This is a genomic window from Streptomyces sp. MspMP-M5 (assembly GCF_000373585.1).
Taxonomy (GTDB): domain Bacteria; phylum Actinomycetota; class Actinomycetes; order Streptomycetales; family Streptomycetaceae; genus Streptomyces.
Genome location: NZ_KB891909.1, coordinates 38,124 through 63,280 on the forward strand (window position 1 = coordinate 38,124; position 25,157 = coordinate 63,280).

The 25,157-nt window shown below is 72.6% G+C and carries 24 protein-coding genes; 22 read left to right on the forward strand and 2 right to left on the reverse strand.

Annotation, left to right across the window (positions count from 1 at the left end; all coding sequences use genetic code 11):
* Positions 1-149: 149 nt before the first annotated feature.
* Positions 150-854, reverse strand: a complete 705-nt coding sequence (locus B073_RS0126815) for a bifunctional DNA primase/polymerase (protein WP_018541173.1) — start codon at positions 852-854, stop codon at positions 150-152.
* Between the two features lie 477 nt (positions 855-1,331).
* Here B073_RS0126815 and B073_RS0126820 point away from each other — a divergent pair, with 477 nt between their 5' ends.
* The 5 genes from B073_RS0126820 to ffh all read left to right on the forward strand — a co-directional run bounded on the left by B073_RS0126820 (position 1,332) and on the right by ffh (position 9,097).
* Positions 1,332-2,825, forward strand: coding sequence for a hypothetical protein (locus B073_RS0126820; protein ID WP_018541174.1), 1,494 nt, complete (start codon positions 1,332-1,334; stop codon positions 2,823-2,825).
* Between the two features lie 171 nt (positions 2,826-2,996).
* A complete protein-coding gene (locus tag B073_RS0126825) occupies positions 2,997-4,346 on the forward strand; it encodes an ammonium transporter (RefSeq protein WP_018541175.1) in 1,350 nt (449 codons plus the stop codon).
* Complete coding sequence (locus tag B073_RS0126830; protein ID WP_018541176.1) at positions 4,343-4,681, forward strand: P-II family nitrogen regulator; 339 nt, start codon at positions 4,343-4,345, stop codon at positions 4,679-4,681. The genes B073_RS0126825 and B073_RS0126830 overlap by 4 nt, the downstream gene beginning before the upstream one ends.
* A gap of 70 nt (positions 4,682-4,751) precedes the next feature.
* The gene (locus tag B073_RS0126835; RefSeq protein WP_018541177.1) at positions 4,752-7,319 is read left to right on the forward strand and encodes a [protein-PII] uridylyltransferase; all 2,568 of its coding nucleotides are present in this window, start codon (positions 4,752-4,754) and stop codon (positions 7,317-7,319) included.
* A gap of 230 nt (positions 7,320-7,549) precedes the next feature.
* Positions 7,550-9,097, forward strand: coding sequence for a signal recognition particle protein (ffh, locus tag B073_RS0126840; protein ID WP_018541178.1), 1,548 nt, complete (start codon positions 7,550-7,552; stop codon positions 9,095-9,097).
* Positions 9,098-9,209: 112 nt separating this feature from the next.
* Here the strand turns inward: ffh and B073_RS0126845 are convergent, their stop codons facing one another.
* Entirely contained in the window at positions 9,210-10,058 is an 849-nt protein-coding gene (locus B073_RS0126845; protein ID WP_018541179.1) for a methyltransferase domain-containing protein, read from the reverse strand.
* 556 nt (positions 10,059-10,614) lie between these two features.
* Between B073_RS0126845 and B073_RS0126850 the strand changes: the two genes are divergently transcribed.
* The 17 genes from B073_RS0126850 (at position 10,615) to B073_RS0126930 (ending at position 25,038) form a co-directional block, all read left to right on the forward strand.
* Positions 10,615-11,205, forward strand: a complete 591-nt coding sequence (locus tag B073_RS0126850; RefSeq protein ID WP_018541180.1) for a hypothetical protein — start codon at positions 10,615-10,617, stop codon at positions 11,203-11,205.
* 155 nt (positions 11,206-11,360) lie between these two features.
* A complete protein-coding gene (rpsP, locus tag B073_RS0126855; RefSeq protein WP_018541181.1) occupies positions 11,361-11,801 on the forward strand; it encodes a 30S ribosomal protein S16 in 441 nt (146 codons plus the stop codon).
* 2 nt (positions 11,802-11,803) lie between these two features.
* A complete protein-coding gene (locus tag B073_RS0126860) occupies positions 11,804-12,043 on the forward strand; it encodes an RNA-binding protein (RefSeq protein ID WP_003980229.1) in 240 nt (79 codons plus the stop codon).
* Between the two features lie 209 nt (positions 12,044-12,252).
* Positions 12,253-12,798 carry a ribosome maturation factor RimM gene (gene rimM, locus B073_RS0126865; protein WP_018541182.1) on the forward strand — a complete coding sequence of 182 codons (546 nt, stop codon included), beginning with the start codon at positions 12,253-12,255 and terminating at the stop codon, positions 12,796-12,798.
* Complete coding sequence (gene trmD, locus B073_RS0126870) at positions 12,798-13,607, forward strand: tRNA (guanosine(37)-N1)-methyltransferase TrmD (RefSeq protein WP_018541183.1); 810 nt, start codon at positions 12,798-12,800, stop codon at positions 13,605-13,607. Before rimM ends, trmD begins: the two co-directional genes overlap by 1 nt.
* A gap of 136 nt (positions 13,608-13,743) precedes the next feature.
* Positions 13,744-14,091 (forward strand): 50S ribosomal protein L19, encoded by a 348-nt coding sequence (gene rplS, locus B073_RS0126875; protein ID WP_018541184.1) that lies wholly within the window; start codon positions 13,744-13,746, stop codon positions 14,089-14,091.
* 96 nt (positions 14,092-14,187) lie between these two features.
* Positions 14,188-14,952 (forward strand): signal peptidase I, encoded by a 765-nt coding sequence (gene lepB, locus B073_RS0126880; RefSeq protein WP_018541185.1) that lies wholly within the window; start codon positions 14,188-14,190, stop codon positions 14,950-14,952.
* Positions 14,945-15,985: a signal peptidase I gene (gene lepB / locus B073_RS0126885; protein WP_018541186.1), complete on the forward strand. Its 1,041-nt coding sequence runs from the start codon at positions 14,945-14,947 to the stop codon at positions 15,983-15,985. Before lepB (B073_RS0126880) ends, lepB (B073_RS0126885) begins: the two co-directional genes overlap by 8 nt.
* Positions 15,918-16,892 (forward strand): signal peptidase I, encoded by a 975-nt coding sequence (gene lepB, locus B073_RS0126890; RefSeq protein ID WP_018541187.1) that lies wholly within the window; start codon positions 15,918-15,920, stop codon positions 16,890-16,892. Before lepB (B073_RS0126885) ends, lepB (B073_RS0126890) begins: the two co-directional genes overlap by 68 nt.
* A 54-nt stretch (positions 16,893-16,946) precedes the next feature.
* Positions 16,947-17,678, forward strand: coding sequence for a signal peptidase I (gene lepB / locus B073_RS0126895; protein ID WP_018541188.1), 732 nt, complete (start codon positions 16,947-16,949; stop codon positions 17,676-17,678).
* Between the two features lie 163 nt (positions 17,679-17,841).
* Positions 17,842-18,318, forward strand: coding sequence for an NUDIX hydrolase (locus B073_RS0126900; protein WP_324608805.1), 477 nt, complete (start codon positions 17,842-17,844; stop codon positions 18,316-18,318).
* Between the two features lie 38 nt (positions 18,319-18,356).
* The gene (locus B073_RS0126905) at positions 18,357-18,665 is read left to right on the forward strand and encodes a DUF2469 domain-containing protein (RefSeq protein WP_003980220.1); all 309 of its coding nucleotides are present in this window, start codon (positions 18,357-18,359) and stop codon (positions 18,663-18,665) included.
* A gap of 564 nt (positions 18,666-19,229) precedes the next feature.
* Positions 19,230-19,550 (forward strand): YraN family protein, encoded by a 321-nt coding sequence (locus B073_RS0126910; RefSeq protein WP_026247761.1) that lies wholly within the window; start codon positions 19,230-19,232, stop codon positions 19,548-19,550.
* Entirely contained in the window at positions 19,550-21,571 is a 2,022-nt protein-coding gene (locus tag B073_RS41255) for an ATP-binding protein (protein WP_018541191.1), read from the forward strand. The genes B073_RS0126910 and B073_RS41255 overlap by 1 nt, the downstream gene beginning before the upstream one ends.
* Entirely contained in the window at positions 21,568-22,908 is a 1,341-nt protein-coding gene (gene dprA, locus B073_RS0126920) for a DNA-processing protein DprA (RefSeq protein WP_202487870.1), read from the forward strand. Before B073_RS41255 ends, dprA begins: the two co-directional genes overlap by 4 nt.
* Positions 22,909-23,282: 374 nt before the next feature.
* Positions 23,283-24,119, forward strand: coding sequence for an RNA polymerase sigma factor WhiG (whiG, locus tag B073_RS0126925; RefSeq protein ID WP_026247762.1), 837 nt, complete (start codon positions 23,283-23,285; stop codon positions 24,117-24,119).
* A 379-nt stretch (positions 24,120-24,498) separates the two neighbouring features.
* The gene (locus B073_RS0126930) at positions 24,499-25,038 is read left to right on the forward strand and encodes a TetR/AcrR family transcriptional regulator (protein ID WP_037812860.1); all 540 of its coding nucleotides are present in this window, start codon (positions 24,499-24,501) and stop codon (positions 25,036-25,038) included.
* Positions 25,039-25,157 lie beyond the last annotated feature (119 nt).

Consider the following 25,157-nt stretch of genomic DNA (forward strand, 5'->3'; position numbering starts at 1 on the left):
GGCCGGCTGGCCGGTCCGGCGGCACGGCGTGACGGCGGCGGCCCCCGGTATCCGTATTGCGCGGATACCGGGGGCCGCCGCCGTTCCCGTAGGGTGACGGGCCCGCGAGGGCCGGTACCCCGGCGGGCGGCGCGGCGCGGCGTCCCGGCTCAGCACACCGCCGGCCGGGCCGCGGCGGAGCCCGCCCGGCCGCCCGCCGACCGGTGGCACACATACGCCAGTGCCCCCAGCAGCAGCCGGGCCTGCGGCGGCCGGCCCGCGGTGTCCAGCGTCGGCGGGCGCAGCCAGCGCATCGGCCCGTGCCCGCCCACGTCGGACGGCGGCGCGGTGACGTGGTCACCGGGGCCCAGCGGACGCAGATCCAGATCCGCGTCGTCCCAGCCCATGCGGTAGAGGAGGTCGGGGAGCGCGGCGGCCGCCCCCGGGGCGACGAAGAACAGCGCGCGCCCCGTCGGCGCGGCGGCCACCGGCCCCAGCGGCAGCCCCATCCGCTCCAGCCGCACCACCGCCGCCCGGCCCGCGCCCTCCGGTACGTCGAGGACGTCGAAGGTCCGGCCCACCGGGAGCAGCACCGCCGCGCCCGGCGTCTCCGCCCAGGCCGCCACCGCCCTCTCCAGCGTCGCCCCGGCCGCCAACTCCCGGCCGAAGGAGAGCGGATGGGCCCCCGGGGCCGGGCAGTCCGCGGCCCCGCACGAGCACTCCGTCCGGCCGCCGGCCCGCACCGCACGGGCTCCCGGGACGACGTCCCACCCCCACAGGCCCGTGTACTCCGCCACCGCGGTGCCCTCGGCCGAGCGGGTGCGGCGGCGCGACCCGGGACGGAGGTCCCGGAGGGCGCCGATCGTGAAACCCATGCCCCCTCCAACGGGTGGTGCGTACGAGTGGTGACGAGTCGGGGAGTTGACGAGGAGACGGTTCTTCACTCTGGTGTTCACGCTCCGTCGGCGGGTCGCGATGCCGGTGGTGTGCCGTCGTGCGCCGGGTGGTGCGGTGCGGCGCGCACGCCCTGGTGTGCTCCGTTCCGCCCAGCCCCGCACGACCTGTGTCAAGTCAATCGCGAGAGGCCACCGGGGAGTTCTGTCGAAGGGGTGGCGAATGGTGGCGTTTCCGCAATCGACCTCCCGGCGGGCGTGATCGTAGGATTACTTTCGGTGCACGATCCCGAAGGGGCATCCTTCGCACGGGTATGCCCGTGGCAAGTCGTGCGAAGGCCGCGGCCGAGGTGTGGCCGGAATCCGCGGTCGGGTAGATGTACCGCGGAACGGACGCCGCAACAGGCGGCATCCTGTGGGGGGTTCGCGGCGAAGCGCTATCGGAAGGGGGGCATCCCTGTGGGCGGCACGGACGGCACCGCCGGCTCCACCAGCACGGACGGCACCGACGCCGTCAAACGTCCCAACGCGCAGTTGGGCTCGTGGTTCATGCGCAGCGGCTGGTCCAAGGGCGAGCTGGCACGGCAGGTCAACCGCCGGGCGCGCCAGATGGGCGCCCACCACATCAGCACCGACACCTCCCGGGTGCGCCGCTGGCTGGACGGCGAGCAGCCCCGCGAGCCCATCCCGCGGATCCTCTCCGAACTCTTCTCCGAACGCTTCGGCTGCGTGGTCGGCGTCGAGGAGCTGGGACTGCGCCCGGCGCACCGGTCCCCGTCCGTCTCCGGCGTGGACCTCCCGTGGGCCGGGCCCCAAACCGTCGACCTCATCAGCGAGTTCACCCGCAGCGACCTGATGCTGGCCCGCCGCGGCTTCCTCGGGACCTCCCTCGCACTGGCCGCCGGCCCCACCCTCATCGAGCCGATGCAGCGCTGGCTGGTGCCGGTGCCCGCCGCCCCGGGCGAGGCCCCCGCCCAGCCCGAGCGGGCCCGCCGCCCGGCCCGCCTCTCCCGCCCCGAGCTGGAGCTGCTGGAGGCCACCACCGCGATGTTCCGGCAGTGGGACGCCCAGTGCGGCGGCGGCCTGCGCCGCAAGGCGGTGGTCGGCCAGCTCCACGAGGTCACCGACCTCCTCCAGGAACCCCAGGCGCCGCAGGTCGCCCGGCGGCTGTTCAAGGTCGCCGCCGAACTCGCCGAACTCGCCGGCTGGATGAGCTACGACATCGGCCTCCAGCCGACCGCCCAGAAGTACTTCGTGCTCGCGCTGCACGCCGCCAAGGAGGCCGGCGACCGCCCCCTGGGCTCGTACGTCCTCTCCAGCATGAGCCGGCAGATGATCCACCTCGGTCGGCCCGACGACGCGCTGGAGCTGATCCACCTCGCCCAGTACGGCAGCCGGGAGACCGCCACCCCCCGCACCCAGGCCATGCTGTATGCGATGGAGGCCCGCGCCTACGCCGGCATGGGCCAGCCCAGCAAGGTCAAGCGCGCGGTCCGGATGGCCGAGGACACCTTCTCCGACATCACCCCCGGCGAGGCCGATCCGGACTGGATCCGCTTCTTCTCCGAGGCCGAGCTCAACGCCGAGAACGCCCACTCCTACCGCGACCTCGCCTATGTGGCCGGCCGCAGCCCCACCTACGCCTCGCTCGCGGAACCGGTCATGCAGCGCGCCGTCGAACTCTTCGCCAAGGACCCCGAGCACCAGCGCTCCTACGCGCTCAACCTCATCGGCATGGCCACCGTCCACCTGCTCCAGAAGGAGCCCGAGGCGTGCGCCGCGATGGCCCAGCAGGCGATACCGTTCGCCCGCCAGGTCCGCTCCGAACGGGTCAACACCCGGCTGCGCAAAACGGTGGACACCGCGGTCCGGGAGTTCGGCACCGTCGCCGAGGTGATCCGGCTCGGCGACGAGCTCTCCCGCCAGCTCCCGGAGACCGCCGCCGCGGGCTGACGGACCGCCCGCCGGCGGCCTCGGAGTTCACCGGGGCGTAACACGCAGGCCCACTTCGTCACCCCGGTGAAACACCCGCAAGGTTTGGCCGAAACGGCGCCGCGACACCCTCATCGCGAAGCCGGCCCACCCCACACCCGCACGGGCCGCATCGACGACGAGGAGACGCCGATGCCCCCAGGCATCCTTACGCTCGCAGACGGCCTCGCGGAGAAAGCCACGCTCAGCCCCGCCAACACCGGGTTCATGCTCATCTGCTCGGCCCTGGTGATGCTGATGACCCCCGGCCTGGCCTTCTTCTACGGCGGCATGGTCCGGGTCAAGAGCGTCCTGAACATGCTGATGATGAGCTTCATCAGCCTGGGCATCGTCACCGTCCTGTGGGTGCTCTACGGCTTCGGGCTCGCCTTCGGCAACGACACCGGCGGCGTCATCGGCTGGAACGACGACTTCGCGGGTTTCGGCCACATCGGCCTCACCCAGCTCTGGGGCACCACCACCATCCCCGTCTACGTCTTCGCCGTCTTCCAGCTGATGTTCGCGGTGATCACCCCCGCGCTGATCAGCGGCGCCCTCGCCGACCGGGTGAAGTTCACCGCCTGGGCGCTGTTCGCCGCGCTGTGGGTGACCGTCGTCTACTTCCCCGTTGCCCACTGGGTGTGGGCCGACGGCGGCTGGCTCTTCAAGCTCGGCGTGATCGACTTCGCCGGCGGCACCGCCGTCCACATCAACGCCGGTGCCGCCGCGCTCGCCGTGATCCTCGTCGTCGGCAGGCGCATCGGCTTCAAGAAGGACCCGATGCGGCCGCACAGCCTGCCGCTGGTGATGCTCGGCGCCGGCCTGCTGTGGTTCGGCTGGTTCGGCTTCAACGCCGGCTCCTGGCTCAACAACGACGACGGCGTCGCCGCGGTCGCCTTCGTCAACACCCAGGTCGCCACCGCCGCCGCGATGCTCGGCTGGCTCGCCTACGAGAAGCTCCGGCACGGCTCGTTCACCACCCTCGGCGCCGCCTCCGGCGCGGTCGCCGGACTCGTCGCCATCACCCCCGCCTGCGGCGCGGTCAGCCCGCTCGGCGCCATCGCGGTCGGCGTGATCGCCGGCGTGCTGTGCGCCATGGCCGTCGGCCTCAAGTACCGGTTCGGCTACGACGACTCCCTGGACGTCGTCGGCGTCCACCTCGTCGGCGGCATCGTCGGCTCGCTGCTGATCGGGCTGTTCGCCACCGGCGGCGTACAGAGCGACGCCAAGGGCCTCTTCTACGGGGGCGGCTTCGGCCAGCTCGGCAAACAGGCCGTCGGCGTGGTGTGCGTCCTGCTGTACTCCTTCGTCGTCTCCTACGTCCTTGCCAAGGCCATCGACCTGGTGATGGGCTTCCGGGTCGGCGAGGACGAGGAGATCAGCGGCGTCGACCAGGCCGCACACGCCGAGACCGCGTACGACTTCGCCGGCGCGGGCGGCGGCACGGCGGCCCGCAGGACCACGGCACTCGGCGAGACCCTGACCAGGAAGGTGGACGCGTGAAGCTCATCACGGCGGTAATCAAGCCGCACCGACTCGACGAGGTGAAGGACGCCCTGCGGGAGTTCGGCGTGCACGGCCTCACCGTCACCGAGGCCAGCGGCTACGGACGGCAGCGCGGGCACACCGAGGTGTACCGGGGCGCCGAGTACACCGTCGACCTCGTCCCCAAGATCCGGATCGAGGTGCTCGTCGAGGACGCCGACGCCGAGGAACTGGTGGAGGTGGTCGTCAAGGCCGCCCGCACCGGCAAGATCGGCGACGGGAAGGTGTGGAGCGTCCCCGTCGACGAAGCCGTACGGGTGCGCACCGGGGAGCGCGGACCCGACGCACTGTGAGCCGCCGGCCGGGGGCGGCGGGCGACGGCGGGAGCGCCGCGGGGACCAACACGACGGAGGAGAGCCCGAGTTGACCGACAGCGCCGACCACACCGCGTCCCCCGCGGCCCCAACGGGGGACGCGCCCGGCGGCTACCCCGCCGCCCGGCTGCGGCTCCTCCAGCAGGACACCGCCACCGGCCCCGACCGCCGCGCCGCCCTCGCCCGCCTCACCGACGACTGGCTCGCCGCCCTGCTGGCCCGGGCCGCCGGCCCCGGCACCCCCGGCACCGCACTGGTCGCCGTCGGCGGCTACGGCCGCGGCGAACTCTCCCCGCGCAGCGACCTCGACCTGCTCCTGCTGCACGACGGCCGCGCCACCACCGGCCACCTCGCCGCCCTCGCCGACCGCCTCTGGTACCCCGTCTGGGACCTCGGCCTGGACCTCGACCACGCCGTCCGCACCCCCGCCGAGGCCCGCCGCGCCGCCCGCGACGACCTCAAGGTGCAGCTCGGCTTGCTCGACGCCCGCCACCTCGCCGGCGACCCCGAACTGACCGCGGCGGTCCGCACCGCCGCCTACGCCGACTGGCGCGCGAGCGCCCCCCGGCGGCTGCCGGAACTCCGCGAACTCTGCCAGGAGCGCGCCGCCCGCCAGGGCGAACTCCAGTACCTCCTCGAACCCGACCTCAAGGAGGCCCGCGGCGGCCTGCGGGACGCCACCGCGCTGCGCGCCATCGCCGCCTCCTGGCTCGCCGACGCCCCCCGCGGTGGACTGGAGGCCGCCCGCACCCGGCTCCTGGACACCCGGGACGCCCTCCACCTCACCACCGGGCGCGCCACCGACCGGCTCTCCCTCCAGGAGCAGGACCAGGTCGCCGGCGCCCTCGGCCTGCTCGACGCCGACACCCTGCTCCGCCGGACCTACGAATCCGCCCGCACCATCGCCTACGCCGCCGACGTCACCTGGCGCGAGGTCGGCCGGGTGCTGCGCGCCCGGTCCGTCAAACCCGTGCTGCGCGGGCTGCTGCCCGGCCGCACCGCCGGCCGCGGCGAACGCTCCCCGCTCGCCGACGGCGTCGTCGAACTCGACGGCGAGGCGGTGCTGGCCCGCACCGCCCGCCCCGAACGGGACCCCGTCCTGCTGCTGCGCGCCGCGGCCGCCGCCGCCCAGGCCGGACTGCCGCTGGCCACCCACGCCATCCGCCGCTGCGCCGCCGCCGCGCCGCTCCCGGCGCCCTGGCCCGCCGAGGCCCGCGAGCAGCTGGTCACCCTCCTCGGCGCCGGCGCGCCCACCGTGCCCGTATGGGAGGCCCTGGAGGCCGAGGGCGTACTCGCCCGCCTGCTGCCCGACTGGGAACGCGTCCGCTGCCGCCCCCAGCGCAACCCCGTCCACACCTGGACCGTGGACCGCCACCTGGTCGAGACCGCGGTCCGCGCCGCCGCGCTGACCCGCCGGGTGCACCGGCCCGACCTGCTGCTGGTAGCCGCCCTGCTGCACGACATCGGCAAGGGCTGGCCCGGCGACCACGCGGTGGCCGGCGAGACCATCGCCCGCGACGTCGCCGCCCGGCTCGGCTTCGGCCCCGGCGACACCGCGGTGATCGCCGCCCTCGTCCGGCACCACCTCCTGCTCGTCGAGACCGCCACCCGGCGCGACCTGGACGACCCGGAGACCGTCGGCGCGGTGGCCGACGCCGTCGGCAGCACGGGCACCCTGGAACTCCTGCACGCCCTCACCGAGGCCGACGCGCTCGCCACCGGGCCGGCCGCCTGGAGCTCCTGGCGCGCCGGCCTCGTCGCCGCCCTCGTCCAGCGCGTCGCCGACCGGCTGGCCGGGGAGCCGGCGCCGGAGGCGCGCGGCACCGACGCCCCCACCGCCGAACAGGAGCGCCTGGCCGTCGAGGCCGGACGCACCGGCGGCCCCGTCCTGACCCTGCGCCCCCGCCCCGAGACCGGCCCGCCGGACACCGCCGAGCCCATCGAACCGACCGGCGCCGCGACGGACACCGACCCCGAACCGGTCGGCGTGGAACTCCTCATCGCCGTCCCCGACCAGCCCGGTGTCCTGCCCGCCGCGGCCGGCGTGCTGGCCGTGCACCGGCTCACCGTCCGCGCCGCCGACCTGCGCACCCTCGACCCGCTCGGCCACGGCCCGGTGCTGCTGCTGAGCTGGCGGGTGGCCGCCGAGTACGGCTCACTGCCCGAGGCCGGCCGGCTCCGCGCCGACCTCGTCCGCGCCCTGGACGGCTCCCTGGACGTCCCCGGCCGCCTCGCCGAACGCGAGCGCGCCTACGCCCGCCGCGCCCGCGCCGCCGCGGCCCCGCCGCCGCGCGTCACCGTCGCCGCCGGCAGCTCCCGCACCGCCACCGTCATCGAGGTCCGCGCCCAGGACGCGCACGGACTGCTGCACCGGATCGGCCGGGCCCTGGACGCGGCCGGCGTCGCCGTGCGCAGCGCCCACATCAGCACCCTGGGCGCCAACGCCGTGGACGCCTTCTACGTCACCGACCCCGACGGGCAACCGCTCCCCGACCCGGAGGCCCACAAGGTCGCCCGCACAGTGGAGGACGCCCTCCAGATCCCGCCCGCCCCGACCCCGGAAACCACCCCGACCGCCCCGTCTGCCCCGACCGCCTCGCCCTCCGCGAACGCCTGACGGCGGCCGCGGGAACACCCTCCGTCCCCCGGCGTTGTGGCCCGCAAGGGGCGCCCCCGCCCCCTACGGGATCCGTTCGCCCCCTCCCTACGGGGCCCGCCACCCCACCCCCACGCCCCCTCCGCAGATCCCGCTCCCCCCCCCCGGCCAAGGACCGGTTCGCTTGCGGGGCCGGATACCCTAGAACCCGACCGGACCCACGCCCCCGACCCCGAGGATCGACGACCGCCGTGTTCGATACGCTTTCCGACCGCTTGGCGAGTACTTTCAAAAACCTCCGGGGCAAGGGCCGCCTGAGCGAGGCGGACATCGACGCCACCGCGCGGGAGATCCGGATCGCCCTGCTGGAAGCGGACGTCGCCCTGCCGGTCGTCCGCTCCTTCATCAAGCAGGTCAAGGAGCGCGGCCTCGGCGCCGAGGTCTCCCAGGCCCTGAACCCCGCGCAGCAGGTCATCAAGATCGTCAACGAGGAGCTCATCGGCATCCTCGGTGGCGAGACCCGCCGCCTCCGCTTCGCCAAGCAGCCCCCGACGGTGATCATGCTCGCCGGCCTCCAGGGTGCCGGTAAGACCACCCTCGCCGGAAAGCTCGGCCGCTGGCTCAAGGCCCAGGGCCACTCGCCGCTGCTGGTCGCCTGCGACCTCCAGCGCCCCAACGCTGTCAACCAGCTCCAGGTCGTCTCCGAGCGCGCCGGCGTCGCCTTCTACGGCCCCGAGCCCGGCAACGGCGTCGGCGACCCGGTCCAGGTCGCCAAGGACTCCATCGAGTACGCCCGCTCCAAGCAGTACGACATCGTCGTCGTCGACACCGCCGGCCGCCTCGGCATCGACGCCGAGATGATGCAGCAGGCCGCCGACATCCGCGACGCGGTCTCCCCGGACGAGGTCCTCTTCGTCGTCGACGCGATGATCGGCCAGGACGCGGTCAACACCGCCGAGGCGTTCCGCGACGGCGTCGGCTTCGACGGCGTGGTGCTCTCCAAGCTGGACGGCGACGCCCGCGGTGGTGCCGCGCTCTCCATCGCGCACGTCACCGGCAAGCAGATCATGTTCGCCTCCAACGGCGAGAAGCTGGACGACTTCGACGCGTTCCACCCGGACCGCATGGCGTCCCGCATCCTCGGCATGGGCGACATGCTCTCGCTCATCGAGAAGGCTGAGCAGACCTTCAGCCAGCAAGAGGCCGAGAAGATGGCGGCCAAGCTGGCGAAGGGCCCCAAGGAGTTCACGCTCGACGACTTCCTGGCCCAGATGGAGCAGGTCCGGAAGATGGGCTCGATCTCCAAGCTCCTCGGCATGCTGCCCGGCATGGCGCAGATGAAGGAGCAGATCAACAACCTCGACGAGCGCGAGGTCGACCGCACGGCCGCCATCATCAAGTCGATGACCCCGGCCGAGCGCCAGGACCCGACGATCATCAACGGCTCGCGCCGGGCCCGTATCGCCCGGGGTTCCGGTGTCGACGTCAGCACCGTCAAGGGCCTCGTCGAGCGGTTCTTCGAGGCCCGCAAGATGATGTCCCGGATGGCGCAGGGCGGCGGTATGCCCGGTATGCCCGGCATCCCCGGGATGGGGGGCGGCGGCGCCCGGAAGAAGAAGCAGATCAAGCAGGCCAAGGGCAAGCGCAAGAGCGGCAACCCGATGAAGCGCAAGGCCGAGGAGGAGGCCGCGGCGGCGCGCCGCGAGGCCGGGGCCGGCAGCGCCTTCGGTCTGCCGCAGGACGGCCAGGACCCGCAGAACTTCGAACTCCCCGACGAGTTCAAGAAGTTCATGAACTAAAAACCGGCGCCCGCCCGGCACCGTACGCGAGCCCCCGGCCACCTCTTGCGTGGCCGGGGGCTCGCCCGTAGGCGCGCGGGGCGACGCTCCGGCCGGCGGGACGGTGCTCCGGCTAAGGGGTGCGCGCGATCAGATACCGGAAGACGTTCGCCATCCAGACCGTCCCGTCCGGCCGCTGGAACGGATGGAGCGCCTCGGCCAGCTCCTTCTCCACCTGCCGTGGCCCGGCCACCTCCAGCGCCCCCTCGAACAGTCCGGTCGACAGCATCCCGCGCACCGCGCTCGCCAGATCCGCGTACCCGAACGGGCAGGCCACCCGCCCCGAACCGTCGGGCCGCAGCCCCGCACGGGCCGCCAGCTCCTCCAGATCGTCCCGGCCGGCCGGCCGCCAGCCCGCGCCCAGGCGCTTCGCCGGGGCGACCAGCCGCTGCGCCACCCGCAGCACGCCGGCCGCCGCGCACCGCTCCACCGGGCCCCAGCCGCCCAGCACCACCGCACTGCCCCGCTCGGCCAGCGCGGTCGCGGCCGTCAGCGCACCGGTCAGCTCCTCGGTACCGCCGCAGCCCACCGGGTGGAACGCCGTGATCACGGTGAACCCCGCGTCCTCCGGCGCCGCGTCCGCCAGCCCGCCGCTCACCAGCCGGGTGACCTCCGGCATCCCGTCCGGGGTGAGCCGCTCGCGGGCCAGCTCCAGCCGGCTCTCGTCCGCGTCCACCCCGCTGACCTGCGCCCCGCGTGCCGCCGCGAGCAGCAGCGCCAGCCCGGAGCCGCAGCCCAGCCCGAGCAGCCGGGTGCCGGGCCCGATGCCCAGCCGGTCGTACGCCGCCTCGTAGAGGGGGACCAGCATCCGCTCCTGGATCTCCGCCCAGTCGCGGGCGCGGGTGCCGGCCGTCGGGGCCGGGCCGTCAGGGTGGACGGACGCGGTGTTCGGAATCTGGTGCCGCACGAGCGTGGGTGACATCGATAGCGCCCCTATTCGCCGAGAACCCGAAGCTGATCAGTACCGTCCGCCCCCGTGTTTCCGTGCGTTGTGCGCCCCCGCGATCCAGACAACTGCGCATCCGACCGGCCGTCCAGAGGGTGCGCCGGGGTTTGGCTCCCGCGCGCCCCTGTGTGCGCCGGCCGCCGCGCTCCCGCAGCGCCGTTCCAGGGTGCCCCGGGGAGTGCGGTCCCGCCACGGCAGCGGCACCGCGCGCCGCCGGCCGCCGCCGGAGCCCCCCGAACGGGTCCCGCTCCGGCTGCCCTACGGTGGAAGGGCGGGGCCGCTGCCCACGGCGGTTCGTACCGACGGTAACGTCGCCGACGGCCGGCGCCCCGACGTGCGGAGGTCTTACGCCATGTGGCGTACGCGGGGGTACGCGCCCTACGTACCGGCTTGCGGTCCAGGGGCACCTTCGCCGCAGATCGGCGCACCGCATACGTGCCGCGCCCCATGCCCAGAAACTGACCGGTACGTGCAAATTATTTGAGATGCCCCGGAATCGGAACACCGGGCGACTCCGGCTCGTTGTCACGACGTGAGCACGACACCGCCTGTTCTCGCCGCCGAGCTGGCGCTCGCGTGGGCCGACATTCAACGGCACCACCCCGAGCTGCCGGACCTGGCCGCGCCCGAGTCCCTGATCGGAGAGTCCTCGTCCGCCTGTGGCGCCGAGCTCTCCTTCGAACGGCTGCTCCACGAGGCAGTCCACGGCATCGCCGCCGCCCGCGGCATCCGCGACACCTCCCGGGCAGGCCGCTACCACAACCGCCGGTTCCTGGCGATCGCCGAGGAGCTGGGCCTGGACCACACCGACGAGCCGCACCCCAGCAGCGGCTTCTCACTGGTCACGCTCAACCCCGAGGCGAGACGGCGCTACCGGCCCACCATCGAGCGGCTCACCAGAGCCCTCAAGGCCCACAGCGCCGCCACCACCACCGACACCGCCCGCAGCTTCCGCGGGCCGGCCGCCCGGCACGGCTCCTCCGGGGGCGGCGTCCGCGTCAAGGCCGTTTGCGACTGCGGGCGCAACGTCCGCGTCGTCCCGTCCGTCCTGGCGCAGGCGCCGATCGTCTGCGGCGGCTGCGGCAAGCCCTTCCGGATCCCCGAGGTGGCCGCGGTCGGCTGACCCTCGGGCGTGTGGCACAATTGCCAGCTGTACTCGACAGTCGCACAGGACCCCTCTCTCCTCCGGCTGACGCGTCCATCGGGGCCCCGAGTACCGCAACCCCACGTGGCATCTCGTTGTGCCCCACCACGTCAAGACCAGGAGACACCACTCCAGTGGCAGTCAAGATCAAGCTGAAGCGTCTGGGCAAGATCCGCTCGCCTCACTACCGCATCGTCGTCGCCGACTCCCGCACCCGCCGGGACGGCCGCGCCATCGAGGAGATCGGCCTGTACCACCCGGTGCAGAACCCCTCCCGCATCGAGGTCGACTCGGAGCGCGCGCAGTACTGGCTGAGCGTCGGCGCCCAGCCGACCGAGCCCGTGCTGGCCATCCTCAAGGTCACCGGTGACTGGCAGAAGTTCAAGGGCCTGCCCGCCCCGGCGCCGATGAAGGTCGCCGAGCCGAAGGCCGACAAGCGCGCCCTCTTCGAGGCCGCCGCCAAGGCTTCCGGTGACGAGCCGAAGGGTGAGGCCATCACCCCGAAGGCGAAGAAGGCCGACAAGAAGGCGGACGAGGCCGCGGCCGAGTCCACCTCCGAGTCCACCGAGGACTGAGCGTGCTTGAGGAGGCCCTTGAGCACCTCGTCAAGGGCATCGTCGACAACCCCGACGACGTGCAGGTAGCCTCGCGCACCCTGCGCCGCGGGCGCGTGCTGGAGGTCCGGGTCCACCCCGACGACCTCGGCAAGGTGATCGGCCGCAACGGCCGTACCGCCCGCGCGCTGCGGACCGTCGTGGGCGCCATCGGCGGCCGGGGCATCCGCGTCGACCTCGTCGACGTCGACCAAGTTCGCTGATCCAAGTTGAACACCGGCTCGGGCCGGGGAGGGCCTTCGGGTCGTCCCCGGCCCGATCCGTATGTGACCGTGGAACCACGGCTACACCCGTCGGCTCCCCGGTCGCCGTCCCGTCTGATCCATCACCGTCACCATCAATTGAGGAACCACGACGTTCCCCAGCCACCTCCGCGAGAGCGGCGGCGGCTCAGCCGCAGAGAGGCGTACAAGTGCAGCTGGTAGTGGCCCGGATCGGCCGCGCCCACGGCATCAAGGGCGAGGTCACCGTCGAGGTGCGCACCGACGAACCGGAGCTCCGGCTCGGCCCGGGCGCCGTGCTCGCCACCGACCCGTCCGCCGTCGGGCCGCTGACCATCGCCGCCGGCCGGGTCCACAGCGGCCGGCTGCTGCTGCGCTTCGAGGGCGTCACGGACCGGACCGCCGCCGAGGCACTGCGCAACACCCTGCTGATCGCCGAGGTCGACCCCGAGGAACTCCCCGAGGACCCCGAGGAGTTCTACGACCACCAGCTGATCGACCTCGACGTCGTCACCCGCGACGGCACCGCCGTCGGCCGGATCACCGAGGTCTCCCACCTGCCCTACCAGGACCTGCTGATCGTCGCCCGCCCCGAGGGCGGCGAGGTCATGATCCCGTTCGTCGCCGAGATCGTCCCCGAGATCGACCTCGAGGAGCAGCGCGCGATCATCGACCCGCCGCCGGGACTCCTCGACGAGACCCAGGCCGAGATCGCCTCCGGCCGCGAGGACAGCTGATGCGGCTCGACGTCGTCACGATCTTCCCCGAGTACCTCGAACCGCTGAACGTCTCACTGGTCGGCAAGGCCCGCGCCCGCGGACAGCTCGACGTGCGCATCCACGACCTGCGGCAGTGGACCCACGACAAGCACCACACCGTCGACGACACCCCCTACGGCGGCGGCCCCGGCATGGTCATGAAGCCCGAGCCGTGGGGCGCGGCGCTCGACGACGTCCTGGCGTCCGGCGAGGGCGCCCCCGTCCTCGTCGTCCCCACCCCCAGCGGCGTCCCGTTCACCCAGCAGCTCGCCGTGGAGCTCTCCGCCAAGCCCTGGCTGGTCTTCACCCCGGCCCGCTACGAGGGCATCGACCGCCGCGTCATCGAGGAGTACGGCGACCGCCTGGACGTCCGCGAGGTCTCCATCGGCGACTACGTCCTGGCCGGTGGCGAGGCCCCGGTCCTCGTCATGGTCGAGGCCATCGCCCGGCTGCTGCCCGGCGTCCTCGGCAACGCCGCCTCCCACCAGGACGACTCCTTCGCCCCCGGGGCGATGGCCGACCTCCTGGAAGGCCCCGTCTACACCAAGCCCCCGGAGTGGCGCGGCCGCACCATCCCCGAGGTGCTGCTCAGCGGCCACCACGGCAAGATCGCCCGCTGGCGCCGCGACCAGGCGTTCCAGCGCACCGACCGCAACCGCCCCGACCTGATCGAGCGCGCCGACCCCGCCGCCTTCGACAAGAAGGACCGGGAAATCCTTTCCATCCTGGGATGGGCCCCCGGTGAGGACGGCCGATTTGGGCGGACGAGTCGGTCCGTGGAAGAATGAGCCGCTGCTGTCCGCGCCCGGCGTGCGCCCCTGCCACAGGGGGAACGACGCCCGCCCGGTGGCCCGGCAGCGCCTCAATCCTTTCGGTAATGATTCCGCTGATGACCTGTGGCATCAGCGAAGAAAGCAGCAGGTCATGAACCTTCTCGACTCCGTCGACTCCGCCGCACTGCGCAGCGACATCCCGGCCTTCCGCCCGGGTGACACCGTCAACGTCCACGTCCGCGTCATCGAGGGCAACCGCTCCCGCGTGCAGCAGTTCAAGGGCGTTGTCATCCGCCGCCAGGGCGCCGGCGTGCGCGAGACCTTCACGGTCCGCAAGGTCAGCTTCTCGGTCGGCGTCGAGCGCACCTTCCCCGTGCACACCCCGATCGTCGAGAAGATCGAGGTCGTCACCCGCGGTGACGTCCGCCGCGCCAAGCTGTACTACCTCCGTGAGCTGCGCGGCAAGGCCGCCAAGATCAAGGAGAAGCGCGAGAGCTGAGCCGCGCCGCACCGGGCGGCGGCAAGCCGCCCCGGTGCACCGCGAGGCCACGCTCGCGACCGGCGTCCGGGCCCGGCCGGATAGGCTCTGGGCCCCATGGACACCGACGCACAGCTCACGGAGCGCGACCCCGCTCCGGACCCCGACCAGGGGCCGGAGTCGCGGTCGCGCTCCGCGCGTTTCCGGACCCGGGTGGCGCGCCTGCGGTACCGGCCGGTCACCCTCCTCGCGCTGTGCCTGACCTTCCTGTTCCTGCTCAGCACCTTCGTGGCGCAGCCGTTCCTGATCCCCAGCACCTCCATGGAGAACACCCTGCGGGTCGGCGACCGGGTCCTGGTGAACAAGCTCGCCTACCGCTTCGGTGCCACCCCGCAGCGCGGCGACGTCGTCGTCTTCGACGGCACCGGATCGTTCGTTCACAGGGAGCAGGAGGAGAATCCCGTGACGGGACTGCTGCGCAAGGCAGGCGCGGCACTGGGCCTGGCCCGGTCCGACGACACCGACTACGTCAAGCGCGTCATCGGCGTCGGCGGGGACCATGTGACCTGCTGCGACAAACGGGGGCGGATCGACGTGAACGGTGAGCCGGTGACCGAGGGGTACCTCCATCCCGGGGACGCGCCCTCCGACGTCCCCTTCGACATCGTGGTGCCGCCGGGCCGGCTGTGGGTCATGGGCGACCACCGCTCCCGGTCCAGCGACTCCCGCGACCACCTCGGCGAGCCCGGCGGCGGCACCGTTCCCGTCGACAAGGTCATCGGCCGCGCCGGCCTGATCACCTGGCCGGTCGGCCGCTGGGGCTCCCTCGACAGCCCGGGGGCCCTGGCCCGTATACCGGCACCGGCAGGCCCCCATGGGTAACCGCGGGCGCCCCCGCCACGGGCGCGAGACCCCCGAGAGCGGCACGCGCGGGGGCACCGGCGGGACGGGGGAGGCCGACGGCGCGACCGGCGGCCGGGGGACCGGCGGGCGGGCCGAGCGCCGCCGCCAGGCCAAGCGCATCAAGCGCCGCAGACGCCGCTCCTACCTCAAGGAAATCCCGATCCTGATCGGTGTGGCGCTGGCCATCGCGCTGGTTCTGAAGACCTTCCTGGTGCAGGCGTTCGTCATCCCGTCCGGCTCCATGGAGCAGACCATCAAGATCGGCGACCGGGTGCTGGTCGACAAGCTCACCCCGTGGTTCGGCGCCACGCCGCACCGCGGCGACGTCGTCGTCTTCAAGGACCCCGGCGGCTGGCTCAAGGGCGAGCAGAAGCAGTCCACCGGCAGCCCCGGCCCGGTCAACGACTTCCTGACCTTCATCGGGCTGCTGCCGTCCGCCGACGAACAGGACCTGATCAAGCGCGTGGTCGCGGTCGGCGGCGACACCGTCCGCTGCTGCGACACCAAGGGCCGGGTCACCGTGAACGGCACGCCGCTCACCGAGCCCTACGTACACCCCGGAAACCCGCCGTCCCAGCTGAAGTTCACGGTGAACGTCCCCACCGGGCGGATCTTCGTGATGGGCGACCACCGCTCCGACTCGGCGGACTCCCGCTACCACCTGGAAGAGCCCTACGACGGCACGGTGTCCGTGGACAACGTCGTGGGCCGGGCCGTCGTCATCGCCTGGCCGTTCAGCCACTGGCGCTTCCTGGAGGAGCCCGACACCTTCGCCACCGTGCACGACGCGCCGGGTGCCAAGGCATCGGCCGCGGTGGGAACGCATAGGGTGTCATCCGAGAGTTTGGCCGTACTCCCGACCCCTGCGGAACTCCCGCTCGTTATGGGAGTGGTGGGCCTGCGCCGGTTGACGGGCAGGCGAGAGCGCGGAGTGAGGAGCAGATGTGGGGGACTTGGCGGTCGGCGCGCGGTCCGGAACCGAAGAGCCCGAAGAGCCCGCAGGACGCGGTGAGTCCGCGCGGCAGGCGGCGAGTTCCGCACATCGGCCACACGCACAGTCAGGCGGGTCCGCAGCGGCCCTGCCGCACACCGAGACATCGAAGCAGTCGGACGACGCAGCGGCCGACGAGGAGGCGACCGGCAGCGTGACCAAAGGCAAGAAGCCGCGTGCCTTCTGGAAGGAACTGCCGATCCTCATCGGCATCGCCCTGCTCCTCGCGCTGCTGATCAAGACGTTCCTGGTGCAGGCGTTCTCCATCCCGTCGGACTCCATGCAGGACACCCTCCAGCGCGGGGACCGGGTGCTGGTCGACAAGCTGACGCCGTGGTTCGGCTCCAAACCGCAGCGCGGCGAGGTCGTCGTCTTCCACGACCCGGGCGGCTGGCTCAACGAAACCCCCACTCCGCAGCCCAACCCCGTCCAGAAGGTGCTCAGCTTCATCGGCCTGATGCCCTCGGCCGAGGAGAAGGACCTGATCAAGCGGGTCATCGCGGTCGGCGGCGACACCGTCGAGTGCCAGGGCACCGGCCCGGTCAAGGTCAACGGCAAGGCGCTCAAGGAAGACTCCTACATCTACCCCGGCGCCACCCCGTGCGGCGACCGCCCCTTCGGCCCGATCAAGGTCCCCCAGGGCCGGATCTGGGTGATGGGCGACCACCGCGACGACTCCCTCGACTCTCGGTACCACCAGAACCTCAAGGGCAACGGCACGGTCTCCGAGGACGAGGTCGTCGGCCGCGCCTTCACCATCGCCTGGCCCATCAACCGCTGGTCGACCCTCCCCGTGCCGGACACCTTCGACCAGCCCGGGATCAACAAGGCGATGGCCGCGGCGCCCGCCGCGATGGGCCTGGCCGGCGCGGTCCCGATCGTGATCTGGCGTCGCCGGAGGCTGACCGCGGTGCGTAACCACGGGTAAGGTGCCGTCCCGGATCTTCGACGCGGGCCCGGCCCGCGGGGCGGGAGCACTGGGATGAGCGGTACGGAACGTACGACGGACGGCCGCGGCCGGACCACGGGCAGTGTGCTGTCCGGTCTGGCCGTGGCCGTCGGCTGTGTGCTCTTCCTCGGCGGCTTCGTCTGGGGGGCGCTGCTCTACCGCCCGTACACCGTGCCCACCGACTCCATGTCGCCCACCATCGCCGCGGGCGCCCGGGTCCTCGCCGAGAAGGTGAGCGGCTCCGAGATACGCCGCGGCGACATCGTCGTCTTCAAGGACACCACCTGGGGCGACCTGCCGATGGTCAAGCGGGTCGTCGGCGTCGGTGGAGACCGGGTCGCCTGCTGCACCAAGCAGGGCCTGCTGACCGTCAACGGAACCCCCGTCGAGGAGCCGTATCTCCGGACCGCCGGCCCCGCCTCGCCCATCGGCTTCAAGGCCGTCGTCCCCAATGGCCAGCTCTTCTTCCTCGGCGATCACCGCAACGACTCGCTCGACTCCCGGGTCCACCTCACCGACGGCGACAACGGCTCGGTGCCGCGCAGCGCCGTCGCCGCACGGGTCGACGCCCGCGCCTGGCCGCTCGGCAGCGTCGGCATGCTCCAGCGCCCCGAGAGCTTCGCCGCGCTCCCCGGCGGCACCTCCCAGCCGGGCCCGCTCCGGCCCATCGTCCTCGCCGTCGCCGCCGGCGCTGTGCTCATCCTTGGTGGTGCGGCATACGGGCCGATCGCGCGGAGGAAGGGACGCGGACGTGGGCGTGGGTGAGTCTGCGGGGGAGCCGGAGAGGCGGCAGGGGCCGGAGGTGTGCGGCGAGGCGCTCGCTGGTGGTGAGGCCGCTGCGACTGCTGAGGTCGTTGAGGCTGACATCGCTGATGGGGCTGACATCGCTTATCGGGCTGAGGGAGCCGACGAGCCCGGGGGCGGGGCCGTGCGCCAGGTTTCCCGGGTGGTACTGCTCGACCCCGAGGACCGCATTCTGCTGCTCCACGGCTTCGAACCGGACCGTCCGGCCGAGACCTGGTGGTTCACCCCCGGCGGCGGCCTGGAGGGCGGCGAGACCCGTGCGGAGGCGGCCCTCCGGGAACTCGCCGAGGAGACCGGGATCACCGGCGTCGCTCTCGGCCCGCTCCTGTGGAAGCGCCGCTGCGCCTTTCCCTTCGACGGGAGACGCTGGGAGCAGGACGAGTGGTACTACCTGGCACGCACCGACCGGACCGCCACCGACACCGCCGGCCACACGGACCTGGAACGCCGCAGCGTCTCCGGACTGAAGTGGTGGACCTCGGAGGAACTGTCGGCGTCGCATGAGACGGTGTATCCGACCAGACTCGCCGAGCTGCTGCGCACGCTGCTCGACGAAGGGCCCCCGAGTGCGCCGGTGCTCCTGGAGACCGAAAGGGCCTGACGCACAATAGGGGGACGCACGGCTGAAGGGGATCTGCCATGAGCGCCGAGGACCTCGAAAAGTACGAGACCGAGATGGAGCTGAAGCTCTACCGGGAGTACCGAGACGTCGTCGGGCTGTTCAAATACGTGATCGAAACCGAGCGTCGCTTCTACCTCACCAACGACTACGAGATGCAGGTGCACTCGGTCCAGGGTGAAGTGTTCTTCGAGGTCTCGATGGCCGACGCCTGGGTCTGGGACATGTATCGCCCGGCCAGGTTCGTCAAGCAGGTGCGGGTGCTCACATTCAAGGATGTGAACATCGAGGAGCTGAACAAGAGCGATCTGGATCTTCCGGGGAGCTGAGACTTCCGGGGGAGCTGCGATGTTGCGCCGGTCGGCTGGGGGACTGTCGGCCGGCGGGTGATGGCCGGGTGGATGGCGGCTGAGGGCTGTGGGCTGAGGTCGTTCGCTTTGTCGTCCGCCTTCGGGCGCCGGCGGTGCGGGCGGCCGGCCGACGACAACTGCCCGGTCGGCGGCATGCTTGTCCGTCGCTCTGTCGGATGACGGAGTTATCCACAGTCGGGCGGTTATCCACCAAGATCCAATAGATCTGCGCGGAGGCGTCACAGTCGGTGCCGGAGGTGGTACCGCATGAACGCCACACAGACCGGCCGACAGGCCGACACCGCGGAAGCAGCGCGCACGGGACAGCACACCACGCCGAGGAACGGCGCTCCGGCAGCCCCACGCCGCCCCGGCGAGCCAGGGGCGGGGAGCGGGGGATCGGGACCGAGGGAGCGGCCTCCGGCGTCGCGAACAGCGGGGACGGCGAAGGCGGCCCGAAGGACGGGGACGACGCGAACGACGGCGACGCCACCGGCCCCGCCGACGACCTCCCGCGGCGCCCTCGGCCGCTACGGCGAGGACCTGGCTGTCCGGCGGCTCACCGAAGCCGGGATGCGGATCCTCGACCGCAACTGGCGCTGCCGCCACGGAGAGATCGACATCGTCGCCGCCGACGGTGACGCCCTGGTCGTCTGCGAGGTCAAGACCCGCCGCGCGGGCTGGTACGAACACCCCATGGCCGCCGTGCGGCCCGAGAAGACCGCCCGGCTGCGCCTGCTGGCCGAGCGCTGGCTGGAACGGCACGGTGGCCCACCACCCGGCGGCGTACGCATCGATGTCATCGGTGTCCTGCTGCCCGCCCGTGGCGCCCCCGTGGTCGAGCACGTACGAGGGGTGGCGTGATGGGGTTCGCCCGCACCTGCTCCGTCGCCCTCGTAGGCGTCGAAGGAGTCGTCGTCGAGGTCCAGGCCGACCTGGAGCCCGGTGTGGCCGCCTTCACCCTCGTCGGGCTGCCCGACAAGAGCCTGGTCGAGTCCAGGGACCGCGTCCGGGCCGCTGTCGTGAACTCCGGCGCCGAGTGGCCGCAGAAGAAGCTCACCGTCGGCCTCAGCCCGGCATCCGTCCCCAAGAGCGGCAGCGGCTTCGACCTCGCCGTGGCCTGCGCGGTCCTCGGCGCCGCCGAACGGCTCGATCCCCGTGAGCTCACCGACCTGATGATGATCGGCGAACTCGGCCTCGACGGCCGCGTCCGCCCCGTCCGCGGCGTGCTGCCCGCCGTCCTCGCCGCCGCCGACGCCGGCTACCGCCAGGTCGTCGTACCGGAGCAGACCGTCGCCGAAGCCTCACTCGTCCCCGGCGTCTCCGTCCTCGGCATCCGCAGCCTGCGGCAGCTCATCGCCGTCCTCGCGGACGAACCGGTCCCCGACGAGGAGAACCCCCTCGCCGAAGGCCGCCCCGACCCCCTGCTGGCCGGCCTCGTGATGCCCGGCACGGGCGTCACCCCGGGCCTGCCGCCGGGCGACCACCTTCCCGATCTCGCCGACGTCGCCGGCCAGCACAACGCCCGGCGCGCACTGGAAGTCGCCGCGGCCGGACGCCACCACATCTTCTTCAAAGGCCCACCGGGAGCAGGCAAAACCATGCTCGCCGAACGCCTCCCCGGGCTGCTCCCGCCCCTCACTCCCAAGGAGTCCCTGGAAGTCACGGCCGTCCACTCGGTCGCCGGTACCCTCCCACCCGGACAGCCACTGGTGCACCGCCCGCCCTACTGCGCCCCGCATCACTCGGCGACCATGGCCTCCCTCGTCGGAGGCGGAACCGGCCTGCCCCATCCGGGAGCCGTCTCGCTCGCCCACCACGGCGTACTGTTCCTGGACGAGGCCGCCGAATGCAGCCCGCGCGTCCTGGACGCACTCCGCCAACCACTCGAATCCGGCCATATCGTCGTGGCCCGCGCCGGCGGCATGCTGCGGATGCCCGCACGCTTCCTGCTCGCCCTGGCGGCCAACCCCTGTCCGTGCGGACGGCACGGCACCACCGCCGGCGGCTGCGAATGCCGGCCCTCGTCGATCCGCCGCTACCGCGCCCGGCTCTCCGGACCGCTGATGGACCGCGTCGACCTCCGGATCGCCGTGGAACCGGTCGCCCGCTCCGAACTGATCGCGTTCGGCCGTGGCGCCGAATCCAGCGCCACCGTCGCCGAACGCGTCCACACCGCCCGCGAACGCGCCGCAGCCCGTTTCGACGGCACGCCCTGGCTCACCAACAGCGAGGTGCCGGGCCACGAACTGCGCACCCGCTGGCCAGTACACCCCGGAGCACTCGCCCAAGCCGAACACGACCTCGAATGCGGCCTCCTGACCGCCCGTGGCCTCGACCGCGTCCTCCGCGTCGCCTGGACCGCAGCCGACCTCGCCGGCCACGACCGCCCGACGAAAGAAGACGTCAACTGGGCCCTGGAACTCCGCACGGGGGTACGACGCGGCGCGACGACGACGGTGACTGCAGCGGCACCGACGACGGCGACAACGACAGCGGCAACGGCGGCGACAGGAACGGTGACCGGTGCGGCAAAGAGAGCGCGACGGGATGCGGGAGCGAGGCCCGGGGCCGGACTGCGGCCGCCTGCCTCCGCCACGTCGACTCCACGACCGAGGGGCGGCGCGCGCCCGAAAGCGAGCGCCGGAGGGGGCCAGGAAGCCGAGCGGGAAGAACTTCCGGGCGCGGAGACAGGGCTGGAGGCCGATACCGAGAGGAAGGCGGAGGTGAAACGCGCGGAGGCGCCAACGGCAGGCGCGGGCACCCCGGCGGAGACAGCCCTGGGGGAGCGGCCCCAAGCGACCCCGGATTCTCGCCTGCAGTCGCCGGATTCGCTTCTGTGGAGCGCCCTCGTCCGCTCGGCAGAGAACGGACGTGAGCGATGAACACCCTCGACGAATGGGGCTTCGCCACAAGCGGGGAGGAGCCCGCACCGAGGCAGGAGGCGAGGGCCGGGCCGAGGCGCGACAGTGGGCATCGGGCGCAGCCGAAGGCGGAGACCAGGCAGCCGAGCACGCCTCCCGCCGCAGCCCGAAAGCACCCCGCTCCGCACCAGGTATCGACAGCGCAGGCAACCTACGAACCGCAGCGAACAGCCCGCGCCGCCCTCACCCGCATTCTCGAACCCGGTGACGAAACCGCCGGCCGCTGGCTGCGCGAGATGGGCCCGGTCGCCCTCTGGCACGCGCTCTCCCAGGACGACGCACCCCCGCCCCTCGGTGCCAGCCCCGCCAAGATCGCGGGCCTCCGGTTACGCGCCGCCCGAGCCCGCCCCACGGTGGATCTCGCCGCCGTCGCCGCGGTCGGCGGCCGCTTCCTCTGCCCCGGCGACGCGGAATGGCCCGGTCAGTTGGACGACCTCGGTGACGCCCGGCCCATCGGGCTCTGGGTGCGGGGCAGAGCCAACCTGCGGATCTGGGCGCTGCGCTCGGTCGCCGTCGTCGGGGCGCGCGCCTGCACCGAGTACGGCGCCCACCTCGCCACCACCCTCGGCGCCGGGCTCGTCGACCGCGGCTGGACGGTCGTCTCCGGTGCCGCGTACGGCATCGACGGCGCGGCCCACCGTGGCGCACTCGCCGCCGACGGCCCGACCGTCGCCGTGCTCGCCTCCGGCGTGGACCACCCCTATCCGCGCGGACACACCGAGTTGATCGACCGGATCGCCGAACAGGGCCTGGTGGTCGCCGAGTTGCCGCCCGGCGACCACCCCACCCGGAGCCGCTTCGTCCAGCGCAACCGCGTCATCGCCGCCCTCACCCGCGGCACGGTCGTGGTGGAGGCCGAACTCCGCAGCGGTTCACTCGTCACGGCACGGCGCGCCCTGGCCCTCGGCCGCTTCACGATGGGTACGCCCGGCCCGGTCACCAGCGGACTGTCCGCCGGAGTGCATCAACTCCTGCGCGGCGAGGCGACGGTGGTCACCGACGCGGACGAGGTCATCGAACTCGTCGGCAGCATCGGCGACCTCGCGCCCGAGCGTCGCGGCCCGACGTTTGCCCGCGATCTGCTGGACCCGGTCGCGCTCCGCGTCCTCGAAGCCCTGCCCGCTCGCGGTGGCGCGGATACCGGCCGCCTGGCCCGGGACTCGGGCACGCCCCGTGACCTCGCCCAGGGCAAGCTCTTCGAGCTTCAGTCCCTCGGATTCGTTCAAAGGTGCGGTGAGCGCTGGGAGTTGGTGCGACGCGCCAACTCGACCGAAGGTTCCCGGCGAGGCGGTACTTGACCTGGCGCGAACGGGTGAAAGGGTGAGGGGAATGACCGCAGAATCCAGATTTGCCGTGCTTCGGCAGGTGTGGCCGACCCGTTGGGCGCCGACGGCAAGGCGCAGCGTACGCGCGGGTTCCCGCCCGTCGCGGCACCGCGTCCGTCCGTACCGCCCGCCAGATGTGCCGCTCCGGCCGGCGTCTTTCCGGCACTCCTTCCGGGTGCCGCCGTGTCGCGCGAAATAACCCTGGGGTGCGGGCCGCGGAACGTATCTGCGCACGCCCAACCCGACTTCCTCGCGCACCGCGACGCATCGGTCACGCTACGCTCACGACAGTTCAAGCCTCATACACCCACCCACCCCCGTCTCGGCAGAACGGCTCAAGGCGACGAATGCCCCAGCACACCTCCGGGTCTGACCGCGCGGCAGTACCACCCGCCGCGTGCGGCAGCGTGCGCCCCGCCCCGCCCACCTCGCTCGACGAGCTGTGGCGCTCCTACAAGGCGTCAGGCGACGGACGCCTGCGGGAACAGCTGATCCTGCACTACTCGCCACTGGTCAAGTACGTCGCGGGCCGCGTCAGCGTCGGACTGCCGCCCAACGTCGAGCAGGCCGACTTTGTCTCCTCCGGAGTCTTCGGGCTGATCGACGCCATCGAGAAATTCGAGCCCGAACGCTCCATCAAGTTCGAGACGTACGCCATCACCCGCATCCGCGGCGCGATGATCGACGAACTGCGCGCCCTGGACTGGATCCCGCGATCCGTACGCCAGAAGGCCCGGGCCGTGGAACGCGCCTACGCCACCCTCGAAGCACAGCTGCGCCGCACGCCGACCGAGGCCGAGGTCGCCGACGAGATGGGCATCCCGCTGGAGGAGCTCCATGGCGTCTTCAGCCAGCTGTCCCTGGCGAACGTGGTCGCGCTGGAAGAACTCCTCCATGTCAACGGCGAGGGCGGCGAACGCCTCAGCCTCATGGACACCCTGGAGGACACCGCCGCGGAGAACCCCGTCGAGATCGCCGAGGACCGCGAACTGCGGCGGCTGCTGGCGCGCGCCATCAACACCCTGCCCGACCGCGAGAAGACCGTGGTCACCCTCTACTACTACGAGGGCCTCACCCTCGCCGAGATCGGCAACGTACTCGGCGTCACCGAGAGCCGGGTCAGCCAGATCCACACCAAGTCCGTACTTCAGCTCCGGGCGAAGCTGGCAGACGTGGGACGTTGAGGGCCGGCGGGTCCTCCCGGGCGAGGACCCGAACCAGCGACGGCAGGGACGGAGAAGGACAGAGGGTGGGCTTCGCCGAGACGTTGCCGGGCGAACCGGAAGTCCTGGGTGTCAGGCCATTGCGGACCACCCCTGGACTGACGGGTCAGGCTCGCGCCATCTGGACCAAGTGGGGGGACGACAGGCTGGCAGGTCCAGCCGGGGGCACTGGCCGGCAGCGGTTCGCGGGCGAATCGCCCTGGCCCGAGGCGAGGCCGAGCGCAGCTGACCGCACAGACGCCGATCCGTGTCGCGATGCGGAGTGCCACGGCGAGGACGCCATCCGTACAGTGGTGACGTGCCCAGGATTCGAGCGGCCTCGGTGGCCGAGCACCGGACGATGCAGCGCGGCGCCCTCTTGGACGCCGCTCGCACCTTGTTGTCCGAGGGCGGCACGGAGGCGCTGACCTTCCCTGCCCTCGCCGAGCGCACGGGGCTCGCGCGCTCGTCCGTATACGAGTACTTCCGGTCCCGCGCGGCGGTCGTCGAAGAACTGTGTGCCGTCGACTTCCCCGTATGGGCCGCGGAGGTCGAGGCGGCGATGGAGAGCGCCGAGACGCCCGAGGAAAAGGTGGAGGCGTATGTGCGCCGGCAACTGGCGCTGGTCGGCGACCGACGCCACCGCGCCGTCGTCGCCATCTCCGCCGGGGAACTGGACTCCGGGGCCCGGGAGAAGATCCGCGCGGCGCACGGCGGGCTGATCGCCATGATCGTCGAGGCGCTCGCGGCCCTCGGGCACGCGCAGCCGCGCCTGGCCGCGATGCTGCTCCAGGGTGTCGTCGACGCCGCGGTCCGGCGCATCGAACTCGGTGCCGCCGAAAACCCGGAGGAGATCACCGAGGCCGCGGTGGCCATGGCTCTCAAGGGAGTACGTGGCTGAAGGCCGACGCGGTTCCGGGGCGAACCGTGGGTACGTCGGGCGGGGCTCGCATCTGTGGCCCGTCTCGTGTGGGGCATTCCCGAGAAACGGCTCGGCCTCTGCCCCGGGGGCCCCGCCCC